The organism is Lancefieldella sp. (assembly GCF_057237245.1).
Window position 1 is genome coordinate 12907 of record NZ_DBHHJM010000007.1, and the last position, 17139, is coordinate 30045.

General features: G+C 50.1%; 13 protein-coding genes and 3 tRNA genes. 4 read left to right on the forward strand and 12 right to left on the reverse strand.

The genetic code is table 11. The features are described from left to right. Positions 1–6 precede the first annotated feature (6 nt). Positions 7–936, forward strand: a complete 930-nt coding sequence (locus tag ACO5GU_RS05895) for a diacylglycerol/lipid kinase family protein (protein WP_484930410.1) — start codon at positions 7–9, stop codon at positions 934–936. Positions 937–1113: 177 nt separating this feature from the next. Here the strand turns inward: ACO5GU_RS05895 and ptsP are convergent, their stop codons facing one another. The 5 genes from ptsP to ACO5GU_RS05920 form a co-directional block, all read right to left on the reverse strand. Then, positions 1114–2817 carry a phosphoenolpyruvate--protein phosphotransferase gene (gene ptsP, locus ACO5GU_RS05900; RefSeq protein WP_484930411.1) on the reverse strand — a complete coding sequence of 568 codons (1704 nt, stop codon included), beginning with the start codon at positions 2815–2817 and terminating at the stop codon, positions 1114–1116. A 290-nt stretch (positions 2818–3107) separates the two neighbouring features. Beyond that, positions 3108–4121, reverse strand: coding sequence for a 1-phosphofructokinase family hexose kinase (locus ACO5GU_RS05905; protein WP_484805876.1), 1014 nt, complete (start codon positions 4119–4121; stop codon positions 3108–3110). Positions 4122–4251: 130 nt separating this feature from the next. Beyond that, positions 4252–4327: transfer RNA gene (locus ACO5GU_RS05910), tRNA-Lys, on the reverse strand. A gap of 15 nt (positions 4328–4342) precedes the next feature. Next, positions 4343–4418 (reverse strand) — tRNA-His (locus ACO5GU_RS05915). A gap of 263 nt (positions 4419–4681) precedes the next feature. Further along, positions 4682–5872 carry a MalY/PatB family protein gene (locus ACO5GU_RS05920; protein ID WP_484930412.1) on the reverse strand — a complete coding sequence of 397 codons (1191 nt, stop codon included), beginning with the start codon at positions 5870–5872 and terminating at the stop codon, positions 4682–4684. Between the two features lie 146 nt (positions 5873–6018). Here ACO5GU_RS05920 and ACO5GU_RS05925 point away from each other — a divergent pair. Further along, positions 6019–6095 (forward strand) — tRNA-Arg (locus ACO5GU_RS05925). A 528-nt stretch (positions 6096–6623) separates the two neighbouring features. Here ACO5GU_RS05925 and ACO5GU_RS05930 read toward each other — a convergent pair. The 3 genes from ACO5GU_RS05930 to ACO5GU_RS05940 are packed head-to-tail and all read right to left on the reverse strand — an operon-like array spanning position 6624 to position 10119. Further along, positions 6624–7646: an aspartate-semialdehyde dehydrogenase gene (locus ACO5GU_RS05930; protein WP_484930413.1), complete on the reverse strand. Its 1023-nt coding sequence runs from the start codon at positions 7644–7646 to the stop codon at positions 6624–6626. A 2-nt stretch (positions 7647–7648) separates the two neighbouring features. Beyond that, a complete protein-coding gene (locus tag ACO5GU_RS05935) occupies positions 7649–8977 on the reverse strand; it encodes an aspartate kinase (protein ID WP_484930414.1) in 1329 nt (442 codons plus the stop codon). A gap of 2 nt (positions 8978–8979) precedes the next feature. After that, a complete protein-coding gene (locus ACO5GU_RS05940; RefSeq protein WP_484930415.1) occupies positions 8980–10119 on the reverse strand; it encodes a homoserine dehydrogenase in 1140 nt (379 codons plus the stop codon). 343 nt (positions 10120–10462) lie between these two features. Between ACO5GU_RS05940 and thrC the strand changes: the two genes are divergently transcribed. Both thrC and thrB read left to right on the forward strand, forming a co-directional pair. After that, on the forward strand, positions 10463–12016 hold the full coding sequence (gene thrC, locus ACO5GU_RS05945; protein WP_484930416.1) for a threonine synthase: 1554 nt from the start codon (positions 10463–10465) through the stop codon (positions 12014–12016). A 22-nt stretch (positions 12017–12038) separates the two neighbouring features. Continuing rightward, positions 12039–12968 (forward strand): homoserine kinase, encoded by a 930-nt coding sequence (gene thrB, locus ACO5GU_RS05950; protein ID WP_484851689.1) that lies wholly within the window; start codon positions 12039–12041, stop codon positions 12966–12968. Between the two features lie 468 nt (positions 12969–13436). On the opposite strand, the gene ACO5GU_RS05955 is transcribed toward thrB, so the two are convergent. From ACO5GU_RS05955 to ACO5GU_RS05970, 4 genes are read right to left on the reverse strand one after another with little or no spacing between them, the layout of a single operon-like run. Next, entirely contained in the window at positions 13437–14186 is a 750-nt protein-coding gene (locus ACO5GU_RS05955) for an ABC transporter ATP-binding protein (RefSeq protein WP_484801208.1), read from the reverse strand. Further along, positions 14186–15031, reverse strand: a complete 846-nt coding sequence (locus ACO5GU_RS05960; RefSeq protein WP_484930417.1) for an ABC transporter ATP-binding protein — start codon at positions 15029–15031, stop codon at positions 14186–14188. Before ACO5GU_RS05960 ends, ACO5GU_RS05955 begins: the two co-directional genes overlap by 1 nt. Before the next feature lie 5 nt (positions 15032–15036). Next, positions 15037–16254, reverse strand: coding sequence for a branched-chain amino acid ABC transporter permease (locus ACO5GU_RS05965; protein WP_484880946.1), 1218 nt, complete (start codon positions 16252–16254; stop codon positions 15037–15039). Between the two features lie 10 nt (positions 16255–16264). Continuing rightward, entirely contained in the window at positions 16265–17137 is an 873-nt protein-coding gene (locus ACO5GU_RS05970; protein WP_035428101.1) for a branched-chain amino acid ABC transporter permease, read from the reverse strand. Between the last annotated feature and the right edge of the window lie 2 nt (positions 17138–17139).

Here is a 17139-nt window from a genome sequence, read left to right on the forward strand (position 1 = left end):
TGCAAAATGTCTCAATCCCCTCTTGGACGCACGCTTATCATTGCTAATCCGGCTGCTCATAGCGGTAAAGGTGCTGCTGGTGCAGAGTTTGCTCGCCACTTTTTAACCAGCTATTCAGCGGCAACGGACGGATACGAACTCAAGCTCACCACAGCTATGGGAGACGCTCGTGTCATGGCCGCAGAAGCTGCAGATTTTGACACGGTTGTCGCACTTGGCGGAGATGGCGTCATCCATGAAGTGGTCAACGGCCTCATGACCTTATCGCCAGAGGTGCGTCCAGCGCTTGGCATTATCCCTATGGGCTCGGGAAACGACTATGCACGTACTCTGGGTATGAAAATTAACGACCCAGAAGGCGCGTTTGCGCAGCTGGTTCGCGGCAAGGTTAAGCAGCTAGAGATTGGTCGCATCAACGACGTCTACTTCATGGAGACCATGTCGTTTGGACTTGACGCAGCTATTGCAGCCGACACCACAAAGCGCCGCGCGAACAACTCCTCTACCGAGGGGGAGGCGCTCTTCTTAACCTCGGGCCTCAAGTTTATGGCTGCAGGTAGCAAGGGTTACCCTTGCACCGTCTCGTTTGATGGCGAGAAGGACATTGATCTTCAAGCGCTTATCATGGCCTTCCAGATTGGCCCTACGTATGGCGGCGGCTTTAAGGTCTGTCCACATGCGCAGCCTGACGATGGTCTTCTTACCGTCTGCTACAACACTAAAGTGCCTATCATTCCTCATCTGCTGGCTCTGTTTGGCCTGGCTAGAGCCGGTAAACACATCAACTCCCGCATCATTGAGGAGCGTCACCTTAAACATGCAGTAGTGACCTTCCACGAGCCTGTCCCCGTTCAGGTTGATGGCGAGGAACTCCCCTTTGCAGAACAGTTTGTCATTGAGGTTATTCCCGCTGCACTTTCCGTGATTGTTCCCTAGCGCACAGAGCGACTCCTGCGCCGTAGGTCGCGCTTCGAGGCTCGGGCTTTACTGGTTGCGCATTGCGAGAAGATCGATCTTCTCGCCAGAAGGCTTAACGTTAAAGAAACAGGGGCACCTGCCAGTGCAGATGCCCTTGAATTTGTATCGTGTAAGCTAAGATTTAGCAACTAGAACTTAGCGAGCTTCACGCTCAAGCAGAGCCTTAACCTCAGCTGCGGTATCAAGCTCCATAACGCGAGCAGTGAGCTCATCTGCCTCAGCCTTTGTCCAAGCAGCAATGGTCTTGCGGGTACGCAGGACAGATGGTGCAGAGACGGAGAACTCGTCCAGACCAAAAGAAAGAAGGACTGGGATGAGCAGTGGATCTGCAGCTGCCTCGCCGCACATACCAACCATGATCTTCTCCTTGTTGCCCTCGCCGATGAGGAACTTGAGAGAACGGAGAACGGATGGCTGGTAGACCTCGTAGAGGTAGGCAACGCGATCATTGCCGCGGTCAGCGCACATGGTGTAACCGATGAGATCGTTGGTACCAATAGAGAAGAAGTCGCACTCACGAGCCAGCTTATCTGCAATCAGAGATGCAGATGGAGTCTCAATCATGGTGCCAACCTCAATGTCCTTGTTGTAAGCTACGCCCTCAGCGTCAAGCTCACGCTTGCACTCCTCAACAAGAGCCTTTGCCTCACGGACCTCGTCAACAGTAGTAACAAGAGGAAGCATAATCTTGATATCGCCAAATGCGGATGCGCGGAGAAGAGCGCGGAGCTGAACCTTGTACTGCTCAGCATTGTTGAGGCAGTAACGGATAGCGCGGAAGCCCATGAATGGGTTCTCCTCAGCCTTCATGTTGAGGTAAGGAATCTCCTTATCGCCACCAACATCAAGGGTACGGATGATGACAGGCTTATCCTTCATGCGCAGAGCAACCTTCTGGTAAGCAGCAAACTGCTCTTCCTCGCTTGGAAGCTCCTTTGCGTCCATGAACAGGAACTCGGAGCGGAACAGACCAATGCCCTCAGCGTCAGCGTCAACTGCGCCGTTAGCGTCATCTGGATTACCGATGTTAGCAACAAGCAGAACCTTGATACCGTCAGCAGATACGGTCTCCTTGCCGCGATAAGCCTCAAGAGCAGCCTTCTCTGCAGCATAAGCCTCAGCCTGAGCCTTGTACTCAGCAAGCTCAGCCTCGGATGGATCGACAACAACCTTGCCGTTAGTGCCGTCGACAACAATAGCGTTGCCAGTTGCAACCTCAGAAGTGATATTAGGAACAGAAAGAACTGCAGGAATCTCAAGAGCACGAGCAATGATTGCGGAGTGAGAAGTACGACCACCAGTCTCGGTAACAATACCTGCAACGTGGTCCTTATCAATGTCTGCAGTCATAGAAGGAGTCAGCTCATGGCAGACAATGACGGAGTTCTCTGGAAGTGTGGAGAGGTCAACAACCTCTTTGCCAAGCAGGTCAGCGAGAAGACCGGTCTTGACGTCAGCAACGTCTGCTGCGCGCTCACGGAAGAGCTCATCCTCCATGCCAAGGAACATGTTGTAGTACATGTCGTAGGCGTCGCTTACAGCCTGCTCAACGCAGGTGCCGCCATCAATAGCACCGTTAACAGCCTCTTTGATGCCCTCATCCTCAGCAAACTCAATGTGAGCACCCATAATAGCAGCGGCTTCCTCGCCCACTGTCTTGGTCATGCGCTCAATCTGTGCGTTAGTCTGTGCAATAAACTTAGTTACTGCCTCTGCGTAACGAACCTTCTCTGCAGCAGTGTCCTCAACAGTGTGCGGAGTAAAAGTGAGGTCTGGATCTACGGCAACCTGAGCAGTACCGATGCCGATTCCGTTGGATGCATTGACTCCCTCAAACATACATGCTCCTATCATTGTCCGTTTAGCGGTGTATAACGTTCTGCAAGCCTATCAACACAGGACAATAGTCGCAGAAACTAACCTGTCTTTTTACAGGGTAACATTTTTTTGACCTGTTACGTTGTGAGTATCTTTAAATAAATTTCAATAAAAAACACTTGGCAAGAGAATCTTTCTTGCCAAGTGTTTGTACGTTCACAATAGTAAAGACGCTCTGTTTACTCCACGCGGAAAGAGCGCACCATCTGAGGGTTTCTCGCCAAAAGAACTATGCGTTCTAGCTGCGATTACTACTCAGAATCTGCAAGCCAAGAAGACTTGCCCTCGCGGCTCTCCTCTTTCTGGCGAGCAAGCTGAATTTCTTCTGCAATAGAAGCAGGCATTTCTCGGCCCATCTTCTTGTAAAGAGCGGTGACAACGCGATCAATGGTTGCGCGCTTTGCGATTCCTCGGCTTGCTGCAGTTGCAGTACCGCAAGCTGAAGCGTAAATAAGCGCGGTGTCGTAATCGTAGCCAGCGGTAGTCTTTGCCAGGAAGCCTGCGACCATGGAGTCACCAGCGCCGGTTGCGTTAACCAGGCGAATCTTAGCGGTTGGAACAATGTGCTCAGTTCCGTACTCGTCCAGAAGTAGAGAACCTGCACCACCACAAGAAACGATAACGTTGCGAGCGCCGCCATCCTGGAGCTTCTTTGCAAATGGAATGCACTCTTCTGGGGTCTCTGGATTGGCATCAAAGATACGGCCAACCTCGTGGTTGTTAGGCTTAATCAGGAATGGCTGAGCCTTGATAGCCTCCATAAGCAGCTGACCGGGAGCATCGACAACAAACTGGATGCCGCGACCTGCAAGCTGAGCCATAAGGCGAGTATAGATATCCTCTGGAAGTGAGCTTGGAATAGATCCCGTAAGAACCAAGGTGTCACCTGCGCCAACAACGTCCATGCGCTCCAGCAGCTCATCAACCTTTTTCTCTGGAATGCGTGGGCCATTACCGTTGACCATGGTCATAACAATGCCGTTAAGCTTGACATTAATACGAGTAAAGCCAGAATCAAGCTTGACGAAGTTGCTTGGAATTCCCTGACGCTGCAGGTCACTGAGCAGGTATTCACCAGTAAAGCCACCAACAATACCCATGGCAACGGTGACTTTATCAAGCTCATTTAAGAGCGTGGAGACGTTAATACCATTACCACCACAGTGCAACTCTTCTGAGGAGGAACGGTTAGTAAAGCCCATGTCCAATGTGTTTGGATGCATGACATAGTCAAGCGCGGGATTAAGCGTCATTGTGTAAATCACGGCGAGTCCTCCGAACTACAATAAAATCATGGAGACTTCAGTATGACGCAATCGCTCTCAACAAACAATTAGAAACTAGCGACTCACAAAAAATAAAAACCCCGACGCAAGCCGGGGTTTGAAATTCAAATGGTGGATCGTCAGGGGTTCGAACCCTGGACCTTGGGATTAAGAGTCCCCTGCTCTACCAGCTGAGCTAACGATCCAATTAACGTTTCGAATGGGGTGGGAAAAGGGGCTCGAACCCTCGACCTACGGAGCCACAGTCCGTCGCTCTGCCAACTGAGCTACTCCCACCATTTGGCCACCTCATGAAACGCAGCTAAATCATTATTACAGAATCAGAAAAAGATGCAAGCGAGAAACGCAGATTTTTCAAACTCTTTTTTGATTTTCTTAGAAATCTGCCGGTGCAACGGGTTTCTCGCCAAACAAAATGCGGAGAAGAACGAGCTTCTCCGCAGATGATTTCATGCGCTAAACGAGCTGGTATATGGTGGTATGGCAGTGGTACGGTGTCAAGAAACCGCAATCAATCCGCTTAAAGCCGCAGACTGTGTCTAGAAACCGTGAGCCGTAAGTGCTGCATCCAGGCGATCCAGCGCCTCTTCAATCTCGACACGAGGGGCTGCCAAATTCCAACGCTTGAAGCCCTGGGCAGCCTCGCCAAAGAAGACTCCGTCGGTGAAGAAAATCTGGGCCTCAAACTGCAACAGGTGGTCGAGCTCTTCTGGAGTAAGGCCAAGGTCCCTGAAGTCGAGCCACTGGAGGTAGGTTCCCGTGATTGGTGCAAGCTTCACCCGAGGGTGCTTGGTGGCGAAGAAGTCCAGGACCAATTTCTGGTTATCGTCAACAGCCTTGATGCATGCGTCCAGCCATGCCCCACCCTTGCTATAAGCCAGCTCACAGGCCTTGAAGCTGATTGGATTGCATGAGGTGGTCTCTCGGGCCTGCAGGCGCTTCTCGAGGCGGCTGCGCAGTTCTGGATTGCTCACGATGATGTTGCTGAACTGTGTGCCAGCCAGGTTGAAACTCTTTGAAGCAGAAGTGCAGGTAATGGTACGCGCTGCGACTTCATCGGAAATTGTTTCAAAGACGGTATGCGTAGAACCTGGCATGATGAGGTCGTGATGGATCTCGTCAGCGACAACGATGAGGTTGTGCTTAACCGCAATCTCTGCGATGCGCGTGAGCTCTTCTTTGGTCCACACGCGACCACTTGGATTGTGGGGTGAGCACAGGATGACCATGGTGTTCTTTGGCTCGGCGGCAAGTTTCTCAAGCAGGTCAAAGTTAATGTCGTAGTGAGGACCCTCTGACAGGACAAGCGGGCACTCTACCAGCACACGGTTATTCTCCTCAACTGCCATGTAGAACGGATGGTAGACAGGAGTAAACAGGATGACACCCTCGTCTGGCTGGGTGAACTCGGCAACAGATGCAAAGAGCGCAGGCACCACGCCTGAAGAGTTGAGCAGCCACTCTGGTTTTACATCCCAGTTGTGGCGGGTCTTCATCCACTTGCACACAGCCTGCTTCATCTGATTGGTTGGCACGGAATAGCCAAGGATTGCGTCATTGACGTATTCCTTGAGGCCCTCGACAATCTCTGGGGCTGTGTGATACTCCATATCAGCAACAGAAAAAGGTGGAATACCAGGAGCTACATCAGGATTCACGTCATACATGACGTTCCATTTTCTAGAACCAGTACCAGCACGATCAACGCGTGATTCAAAATCGTAAGACATAGTGTCTCCATTCACGTAAGCCTGTAATCAGTGTAGCTGCTTTTAGTGTAGCTACTTTTCTTTTCCTTTGTCATTCTTCTGATAAGAAAATCTTTGATGGCACGACGTATTTGCAATCCTTATTGCTATAATGAACGACGCTATATGTCTCCTTAGCTCAGCTGGATAGAGCGTCGGTCTTCTAAACCGCAGGTCGCGCGTTCGAATCGCGCAGGAGGCACCAGAAACTCCAGGTAGATGGCTTGCTGTCTACCTTTTTTGTTAGGCCAACACCGCAAGTGCACCCTTTTTGCCCCCAAACTGTATGGTCACTGTAAAAGTAGAATACCTGTTCGAATAAAAGTTTTAACTATCTAGATAGGCGATTTTTGCATAAACACTTGCCAATATGCAGGAAAACTAATCAAGAAATTGATGTATCAAATTAGAGGTGCTGTTTTGGGTAAAAAATCCGTTTAGTTGGAGTTTATTTTTAGACTTCGGAGTTTTGGTGCTTACGTTTTCCCAGTTCAGAAATTCTGTACTAATTTCCACAATTTTGTCCACGTAAAATTGCTGGTAGATGGCTTGCATAGAAACTAAGCATTTTTGGATACTCCAACTAAACGCATTTTTTACCACTTTGCCGCCGAATGGCACTCTATCGTTGAAAAATTTCACTCAGACGCACAAAAATACCCGTTCGATTCCACGAAATAGAATCGAACGGGTACTTGGTCAACGAAAATGTGACGCAGCAACGCGCGGGATATTACAGCAGGTACTCTGCAATCTGAACAGCGTTTGTTGCGGCGCCCTTCCTAATCTGGTCTCCGCAGCAGAAGAATGACAGCGCATTGGTATCTTTATCAGCGGAAAGATCCTCGCGAATACGACCAACATAGATAAGGTCCTGGTCAGAAGTATCAAGAGGCATTGGGTACTGAAGCTCTGCTGGGTTGTCTACAACCTTGATTCCTGGAGCATCCTCAAGAATAGCGCGAGCCTCATCTGGACTCAAAGGACGCTCAAACTCAACAGTGATGGACTCAGAGTGTGAGCGCATCGTTGGAACTCGGACACAGGTACAGTTAACGCGCAGCTCAGGAAGGTGCATGATCTTGCGACCCTCGTTTTGCATCTTCATTTCCTCGGAAGTGTAGCCAACCTCGTCAAAGCCGCCAATCTGTGGAATCAGGTTAACTGCCAGCTGGTATGCAAAAGGAGCGGTCTCGGTTACTTCCCTACCTGCAACAACGTCAGCCATCTGATTCTTCAGGCTGGTGAGACCAGGAAGACCAGCGCCCGATGCAGCCTGATAGGTAGAAGCAATAATACGCTTTGCACCTGCTGCCTTATGCAAAGGATACAGAGGTACCAGACCAATAATGGTTGCACAGTTTGGGTTAGAAATGATGCCGTTATGGTTCTTGATGTCCTCAGCGTTAATCTCTGGGATTACCAGCGGAACGTTTGGGTCCATTCTGAATGCATGGGAGTTGTCAACGCAGACGCATCCACGCTTAACTGCCTCAGGAAGCAGCTCTTTTGCCTGCTCGTCACCAGCTGCGCCAAGGACAATATCTACACCCTCAAAAGCCTCTGACGTTGCTTCGCGAATTACAATCTGCTGGTCAGCAAATTCGATAGTTTTACCAGCGCTTCGAGCGGATGCCAGAAGCACCAGCTCCTTGATAGGAAAATTACGCTCTTCAAGGCATTGCATCATCTGGGCACCAACAACGCCGGTAGCACCAAGAATTGCAACGACCTTACCGTTTGGATCAAAAGCCATAGTTACCTCGAAACCATTTCGTCACGAACAAATCCGTTATAAATGACGCCAATTGTGCGATCAAAGTCGGCATTATCGACACCCACAATAATACTAATCTCTTCTGAACTCTGCGTAATCATACGAATGTTGACGCCCGCATTGCCCAACGCGCCAAAGATCTTACCAGAGGTGCCGGAACGCCTAGACATATTACGACCAACAACAGAAACAAGAGCTAAGCGGTCTACCATCGTAATGTCATCAGGCTCAATCTCGCGACGAATATCGCTGATGATGGAATAAACCGTATCCTTTACGTCGGAGGCATTTACCACAATACCAAACGAATCAACGCCTGTTGGGATGTGTTCAACAGAGACGCCGTAACGCTCAACAATATTGAGAGCGCGGCTGATGACGCCAACCTCGTTGGACATATGAGCCTTCTTGACGTGAATAGCCAAGAAGTCTTTCTTGCCTGCAATACCTGTAATCAAGTGCTCGTTTGTATCGCCGTCTGCGGTCTCGCGAATAACTGTACCTGCATCTTCTGGGCGGTTGGTATTCTTGATCTGAATTGGAATGTTTGCCTCGCGAACAGGGAAAATTGCTTCTTCCTGAAGAACGGAAGCGCCCATGTAAGAAAGCTCACGCATCTCGTCAAAGGTAATGCGGCCAATGGCGCGTGGATTCTGAACAATACGAGGATCCGCAGAAAGGAAGCCAGAAACGTCAGTCCAGTTCTCATACAAGTCAGCATCTAGGCAGCGAGCAACAATTGCGCCGGTAATATCGCCACCACCGCGCTGGAACAGCTTAATTGCACCGTCAACGGTAGCGCCGTAGAAGCCAGGCAGCACAAACGAGCCACTGCGAACAACAACTTCTTTAAGCCTAGAAGCAGTGCGCTCCATATCAATGGTGCCATCATGATGGAACAGCATAACGTCTGCCGCATCAACAAAGGGCAGACCAAGATATTCAGCAAGAATCTGGCAGGTAAACCACTCGCCCCTACTTACTACATACTCTGGCGAGAAGGACTTGATGTTTGTAGCAAACTTCTCAAACTCCTCGGCGACAGGCCATGCAACTCCCAGTTCATCAGCAATCTCCACAAAGCGAGCCTCGATGTCTGCGAGCAAAGAGGTGCAGTCAACGTGATACTCAATATGAGCATTTACCAGCAGCAGAAGGTCCGTGATCTTGTTATCGGTTGAGTGGCGCTTTCCCGCTGCAGACGAGACAATAAAGCGTCTATCAGGGTCAGCTTCAACAATAGCTTTAACTTTTTTGAACTGCTCTGCAGAAGCAACACTTGAGCCGCCAAATTTTGCAATTTTGATCATTTCTAATTCCTCTTTTCAAGTGCAGCCATAAAGGTTGTAGGGTCTTGTGAAAGTGCGCTGGTAAGAAGCTCACGGGCCTTCTCGGCACTTAGATTTTTAACCAACTGAGCACCTGGCTCCCAGAACGTACCGCCTGGAATATCGGCCTGCGTCCTAAACACATAGTCGGAAACAAGCAGCTCAGGGTCATGCGAAAGACCTGCCGAGAAGGTCTGCTGACCCCCAGCAGGAGCTGAGGCACAGTCAATAATATCCTGCACGACGGCGTTTGCCGTTGGGTCGCCACCGGCACCTTGACCGTAAAACTTGAGCTCACCAATGGTATTTCCCACGGCAGTTGCAACGTTAAAGTTAGTTGGAACGTTGGCCTCGATGGTTAAGAGTGAAACCGCAACTGGCTCAACAGCTGCCGCATACGATGAACCATCAGAAACACCACGACCAAAGAGCTTGATTGTCATATCGTGACTGCCAAACATGGCAAGATCGCGCTTAGTTAAGTTTCTGATACCAGACATAGGAATCTGATCTGTGCAGATTACGTCGAAGGCGATAGATGCAGAAATCATAGTCTTAGAGCGAACATCAATGCCGTCGATATCGCTTGACGGATCTCGCTCGGCGTAACCCAGCTCCTGAGCCTTGCTCAGAACCTCTGCAAAGTCCGTTCCGTCTTTGAGCATGGAATAGACAATGTAGTTGGTGGTTCCATTCATGATTCCCCAGAACGCAGAAATCTCGTCAATACGACGAACTTTCTGAATTCCTGCTATCCAAGGAATGCCACCGCATACGCATGCTTCAATCTTAAAGTTGACGCCCGCTTCAGCGGCAAGTGTCATAAACTCCTCAAAATGAGCAGATACCACGGCTTTATTTGAGGTGACTACATTTTTCTTAGCAGTCAGCGCAGCTTTGATGTATTCATAGGCTGGCGTGAGGCCACCCATGCACTCAACAACGGTATCGAGCGCAGGGTCAGACAAGAGCGCATCAAAATCAGATGTTGCCCGAGGGTCAACGTGCTCTTTACCAGCTCTAACCAAGATGGACGTCAGGTTAACGTCAGAAACGCGCTCATCAAGAATGCGCGCAACTGAAGCACCAACCGTTCCAAATCCAAGTAGGGCAACGTTTTGCATATAACTCCAAATCTAGTAGTCATTTTGCGAGAAAACCGATTGTCTGCAAGGCTAATTGCAGAGCAAGGACAACCGCACGCAAAGGTGACTGCACTGATAACAATCTCATAGACAAAAACTACCAAAAACCTAGACAGAATCTAATCGACAGTTTTTCTCGTCTTCATAATGCTATGAACAATTCTATGTTACAAGCGACATTTACTTCTCACTGTTAAAATAATAGAAACGCAACACGCGAGACGCGCAATTTGCACGCGCACAACACGCGAGACGCGCAATTTGCTCGCGCACAACACGCGAGACGCACAACACGCGACACGTTCTAAAGATTGGTGGTTTCATGGCCGTCGCATATCACAGCACAAGAAGCTCTGACCATAACGTCTTGGCTAAGCAGGCCATTTTGCAGGGAATTGCTCCCGACGGCGGCCTTTATATCCAAGATTCAATTGGCGAGAAACCCCTCGATCTTGCAAAGGTTTGTTCTCAGGGCTTTAAAGCTACTGCTTTCGATGTGCTTTCTGCTCTGCTGGACGACTACTCTGCTGAAGAACTGACTCGCTGCATTGAGGGTGCTTATGGCTCTCAGTGGGACACCCAGGCTATCACGCCTATTTCTGCTATCGGAGAAGACTGGCTGCTTGAGCTCTTCCATGGTCCAACGTCGGCTTTCAAAGACGTTGCGCTTCAGATGCTCCCCCGCCTGATGAGTGTTGCTCGCGAGGACGCGGGTGGCGCAAGTGGCGCGAACACTGCGGGCGTCGCGGGGGCTGAGGGCGTGGCTGCCACCGCCGGCAAGAGCATCATGATTGTGACAGCAACTTCTGGCGACACTGGTAAAGCTGCACTTGAGGGCTTCAAGGACGTTCCTGGCATGGGCATCACCGTCTTTTATCCAGAAGGCAAGGTTTCTGATATTCAACGCCTGCAGATGGTAACTCAAAAAGGCTCTAACGTAGCTGTTTGCGCTGTTAAGGGAAACTTTGACGACGCTCAAAACGCCGCTAAAGCAATCTTTGCTAACAAGGAGTTGGCGCATGAGTTGGCCGGTAAGGGCACAGTACTTTCCAGCGCAAACTCCATCAATATTGGTCGATTGGCCCCACAGGTAACCTACTACTTTGACGCATATGCCCAGCTTGTTGCCAAGGGTGCCATCACCCAAGGTCAAAAAGTTACTTTCTGCGTGCCAACCGGCAACTTTGGCGACGTCCTCGCAGGCTACTTTGCAAAAGAAATGGGACTTCCTGTTGATCGTCTCATTGTGGCTTCTAACAGCAATAAGGTGCTGACTGATTTCTTGGAAACAGGCATCTACGATCGTAGACGTGCATTTGAAAAGACTATCTCGCCATCGATGGACATTCTGGTTTCATCAAACCTTGAACGACTCCTCTATCTTGCATCCGGCAAGGATACTGAGCTTGTCAGCTATCTGATGAACCAGCTGGTAACCAAGGGTATCTACACGGCACCTGCTCAGGTGATGGACACCATCCGCGAAACCTTTGATGCTGGCTTTGCCACCGACGACCAGACGCGTGAGACTATCCGTTCTACCTGGGAGAATTGTCGTGTGCTGATTGACCCTCACACAGCCGTCGCAAAGCACGTGCTTGACAGGGTTTCTCGCCAGGCGGGTAACGTGCGCGTTTGTCTGTCTACTGCTAGCCCGTATAAGTTCTCGTCCGACGTGCTTGCCGCGCTGGGCCACTCGACCGCTGGCCTGGATGACTTTGCATGCATGCATACGCTCGCCGAAATCACGGGCACTAATCCGCCAATCCAGCTTTCATCGCTGAATGATAACGTTATCATTCATACTAACGTTCGCGAGAAGGAACAGCTTGCTTCGTACGTTTCCGAAGCATGCGGGCGTATTTTTGCTTGTTAGACTCTGAGAAAGCAGGTTCTACATGCTCGACAACACCATCTTGACCGTTTCTGTACCTGCTACCTCTGCAAACATTGGCGTCGGCTACGATACGCTGGGCCTTGCGTTTAACCTGCGCGCAAAAATTACGTTTAGAGAATCCCCTACGCTCATCATTGATGGCTGCCCCGAACAGTTCAGAAACGATGACAACCTCGTGTGGACGTCGTATATTCGAGCCTGTGAAAAGCTGGGCGAAGAGCCTACTCCTAAGCACATCACCATCGACTCGCCTATTCCGCTTTCTGGCGGACTTGGCTCAAGTTCTACCTGCGTAATTGCTGGTATTGCCGCCGCAATGACCGAATCACATGGTGGCTGGGATCCTGAGCGTGCGCTCGACTTTGCCTGTCATTTTGAGGGCCATCCCGATAACGTTGCTCCTGCAATTTACGGTGGCCTGACCTCGTCATTTGTTGAGGGCGGGCATACCGTTTGTACTCGAAGGCTGGTAGCGCGCGGTCTCTCTTTTGTTGCAATTGCACCGCCGTACACTGTCAACACCGAGGATGCCCGCAAGGTCGTTCCACAGAATATTTCTCTTCAGACCGCTGTTTATCAAATGGGTCGTACCGTTGCTGTTACCCATGCACTTGAAACAGGCAATGGAGGTCTTTTGGCAGCTGCCTGCAACGACAAACTCCATGAGCCATACCGCAAGGAGCTCATTCCTGATTACGAAGAGCTCAAACAGGTAGCTAAGCTTGCTCGTGCTTGCGCCTTTGTTATCTCGGGCTCAGGTTCCACCATGGTTGCCATCTGCGACTCCCCTGTTACTGCTCGCGCTGTTGCCGAGAATGCAAAGCAGGTCAGAGGCGATCTCTGGATTCAGATTCTTGAGCCAGCACTTCTGGGTACCGTCCTTACCTTGGACGACGGTCAGCAACACCACAACACTTTCGACGAGATTTAACGTGACAACTGCGCTCGGTCAATGCGTGTACTAACAAGTACGCCTGCGACAACACGGGTTTCTCGCTAGGAGGGCTAATCCCGTCCGTTCTTCTCGCCATGTGCGTCTTTACAACATTGCGTGCCTGAAAAGTGTAAAGAATCTGTATTTGAGGCACAGATTCTTTGATGAAATCAGGCAAATCCACAGTTTCTTTTACGTATTTAGGCAAAAGTTACAGATTCTTTGAAGAAATCAGGCGCGTGAAGATAGGCTGCGCCGCTCCAAACTTTGCGAGCCTGAAAACTACATCAAGTCTGAGTAAATTTGCTCAGACTTGGCGAGAAAAACAGGCAAATAGCTCAGACATGGCGCGCTTTTTAGGCAAACTGTTCAGACACGACAACAAAACCCGGCTCCTACGTTATGTGGAAGCCGGGTTGTCGTTGAAGTCGCGTTTACCGTGAGCCGCGCTTACCGTAAGGCGCGTTATGCGCCGAGGTAAGCCTTGCGAACGTCATCGTCGTGGAGAAGCTCCTGGCCGGTGCCATGCTTAGCAACCTTACCAAGCTCAAGAACGTATGCACGGTCGGCAACCTTAAGTGCCATATTAGCGTTCTGCTCAACCAGCAAAATGGTGGTTCCTGCATCGCCGAGCTGGCGAATAATCTGGAAGATTTCCTCAATCAGAATAGGAGCCAGACCCATGGAAGGCTCGTCGAGCATCAAAAGCTTTGGCCTGCTCATCAGAGCACGACCCATAGCAAGCATCTGCTGCTCGCCACCAGACAGCGTTCCTGCCAGCTGATTCTTGCGCTCACGAAGACGTGGGAAATGCTCGTAGACCATCTTGACGGTCTTAGCGTTCTGGGAATCGGGCTGCGTATAGCCGCCCATCTCAAGGTTTTCAGCAACACTCATGCGAGAAAACACACGGCGGCCCTCAGGGCACAACGCCAGGCCAGCCTCAACAATCTTGTGAGCGCGCTGACCTACAAGGTTTTTCTCGTCAAGGGTAATGGTGCCAGAGTCCGGCTTTACTAGACCAGCAATGGTGTTCAGCGTAGTTGATTTACCTGCGCCGTTTGCGCCAATAAGGGTAACAATCTCGCCCTCATGGATGTCAAAAGAGATACCCTGAACTGCATGAATTGCACCGTAAGAAACGTTAAGATCCTTGACGGACAGCAGTGTTTTTCCTGCGCCAGCTGCCTGGGTGTTTGTAGTTTCAGCGGCCATTAGCGCACCTCCTGCTTTCCAAGATATGCTTCGATAACGCGAGGGTTATTCTGGACCTCTTCTGGCGTACCTTTAGCGATGATGTTGCCGTGATCAAGGACAGCAAGTCCCTCGCAGATACCCATAACAAACTTCATGTCGTGCTCGATGAGAAGAACAGCAATCTTGAAGTCATCACGAATCTTAAGGACATTCTCCATAAGCTCATCGGTCTCTGCTGGATTCATACCTGCAGCTGGCTCGTCAAGCAGCAAAATCTTAGGCTGCGTTGCCAGAGCGCGAAGAATCTCAAGCTTGCGCTGAGCGCCATAAGGCAGGTTGCCTGCAAGGGTATTTGCAAGATTCTCCATGCCAAAAATGCGCAGCAGCTCACGAGCCTTATCAGCGCTCTCTTTCTCCTGCTTCCAGTGAGCTGGAAGACGAAGGACGTCCTCAAAGAAATGAGACGTCATGTGGCTGCCCTGACCAACCTGAATGTTCTCCATAACCGTCATGTTGTTGAACAGTCGAATGTTCTGGAAGGTGCGGGCAATACCCATATGATTTGCTTCAACAACGCTTTTACCAGCAAGGTCGTAGCCGTCAATCATTACGGTACCACGGGTTGGCTTGTAGACACAGGTAAGCAAGTTAAAGACAGTTGTTTTACCTGCACCGTTAGGACCAATGATGCCAGAAATCTCGGTAGGACCAAGAGCGATGTTGAAGTCATTAACAGCCGTCAAGCCACCAAAGTCAATGCCCAGGTGCTCAGCCTGAAGAACTGGAATTGCACCAAGGTCTCGCTCAGGAATGAGGTTAGGAGACTCTTGCCTAATAAGTTTTGTAGTGTTTTTAGTTGCCATCGCTCTTACGCCTCCTTCGAATCAGTTGAGGCTTCTACCTGCGTATCCGCCTGCTCGTTTGCCTGAGCGTCTGCCTTCGCGTTGACCGGCACGTCTGTCTGCTCGTCCGAGTCATCCTTGTTCCAAGGGAAATCCTTGTTCATGATGCGCTCAATAATGCGGGACAGCGAGAAGTCATACGAGCCAAACAGACCCTCAGGTCTGAAGATCATGACCAGAATCAAGACAATTGCATAAGCAACCATACGGTAGTCAGCAAAGGCACGTAGAGCCTCTGGAAGTACAGTCAGGACAGTTGCGGACACAACGGATCCAAACATAGAACCCATGCCACCCAGAACAACCATAACCAGAATCTCAACAGACTTCATAAAGCCAAACTTGGCAGGCGCCATAACGCCGATGCAGCCCGCGTAAAGGCCGCCTGCAATACCAGCAAGGAATGCAGAGAAAACAAAGGCAAGGGTCTTGTAATACGTGGTGTTAACGCCTGATGCCTCTGCAGCAATCTCGTTATCGCGGATGGCGAGAATAGCACGTCCATGTCTAGACTTCATAAGAGTATGAATTGCAAAGATGGCAAGCGAAACAACAATTGCCGTGTTCAGGTAACCCGTATATGCAGGAATACCCGTGAGGCCTGATGCGCCACCAGTAAGCTTGAATCCAAGAGCAGAGTCGATGTTAACCAGAACAACGCGGATAATCTCTGCAAAGCCCAGGGTAATGATGGCCAGGTAATCACCGCGAAGACGAAGTGCTGGAATACCAATAACCACGCCCATCAGAGCGGCGCAAATGCCGCCAAACAAAAGACCAACCACAAAAAGAATAACTGCAGGTGTAGAGCCTGAGGCCATGGACTGAGCATCCAGACCAAAGAGTGGCATCATGCGAATGATAAAGATTGCGCAGGCATAACCACCAATGGACATAAAGCCAGCGTGGCCCAAAGGAAGCTGTCCCAGATATCCGGTAACAATGTTCAGAGAAACGGTCATCAGAACATATACGCCAATTTGCTCAAAAACAACGGTCTGATAGCGAGAAATAAGGCCCTCTCCTACCAGGAAGTTTCCACCAAAGACAAAGAGCGCAACAAGAATTGCATTGATGGCATAGCGAGCAGGCATAGTGAGCTCACGACGCTGACCATCTTTTCCACCAAAACCAGTGACAATTACGGGGTTGTGGTTATTATCGCGTGGATACATTTTAGTCATGTGAGCCTCCTTACACTTTCTCGGTAACTGGTCGGCCAAGCAGGCCAGTTGGTTTCACAACAAGAACAAGAATCAAGAGTAAGAAGACTACTGCATCCTGCCAGACAGACAGACCAAAGGCAGCAACAAAGACCTCGGAGAAGCCAACAATAAGGCCGCCAATAACAGCGCCAGGAATGGAGCCAATGCCGCCAAGAACTGCTGCAACAAATGCCTTGGTGCCCAGCATGACGCCCATGGTAGGAGAAACCTGCTGGTATGCCATGGAGTACAGAATAGCTGCAATGCCTGCCAGAGCGGAACCAACTGCAAAGGTAAAGCTAATAGTGCTATTGACGTTGACGCCCATTAGACGAGCAGCGCCCATGTCCTCAGAAACGGCACGCATTGCCTTACCAAGACGAGTCTTCTGAACCAAAAGGGTCAGAACAACGGTTGCCACAATAGTAACGGCAACAGTCAAAAGTGCAGTGCCGGAGAGCGTCGAACCAAATACCTGAACAGTTCCCAGGTCAATGATGCTTGGAACAACCTTAGCGTCAGCGCCAAGAAGTAGCTGAACACCATTTTCAAGCAGGTAAGAAACGCCAATTGCGGTAATCAGAATAGAAAGCCTTGGAGCTTCTCTGAGTGGTGCATAGGCAACCTTATCAATAAGAACGCCCAGCACAACACAACCAAAAATGGCGAGAAGAACGGCGATTGCAGGATTGAGTCCTAACTGAACAAGCGCAATCCAAGCAACGTAGGAGCCGAACATGATGATGTCACCATGTGCAAAGTTAAGAAGCAAGATGATGCCGTACACCATTGTGTAACCAAGCGCCACCAGTGCGTAAATACTGCCCAATTGAAGTCCATTGAGCACCTGAGTCAAAAACATCT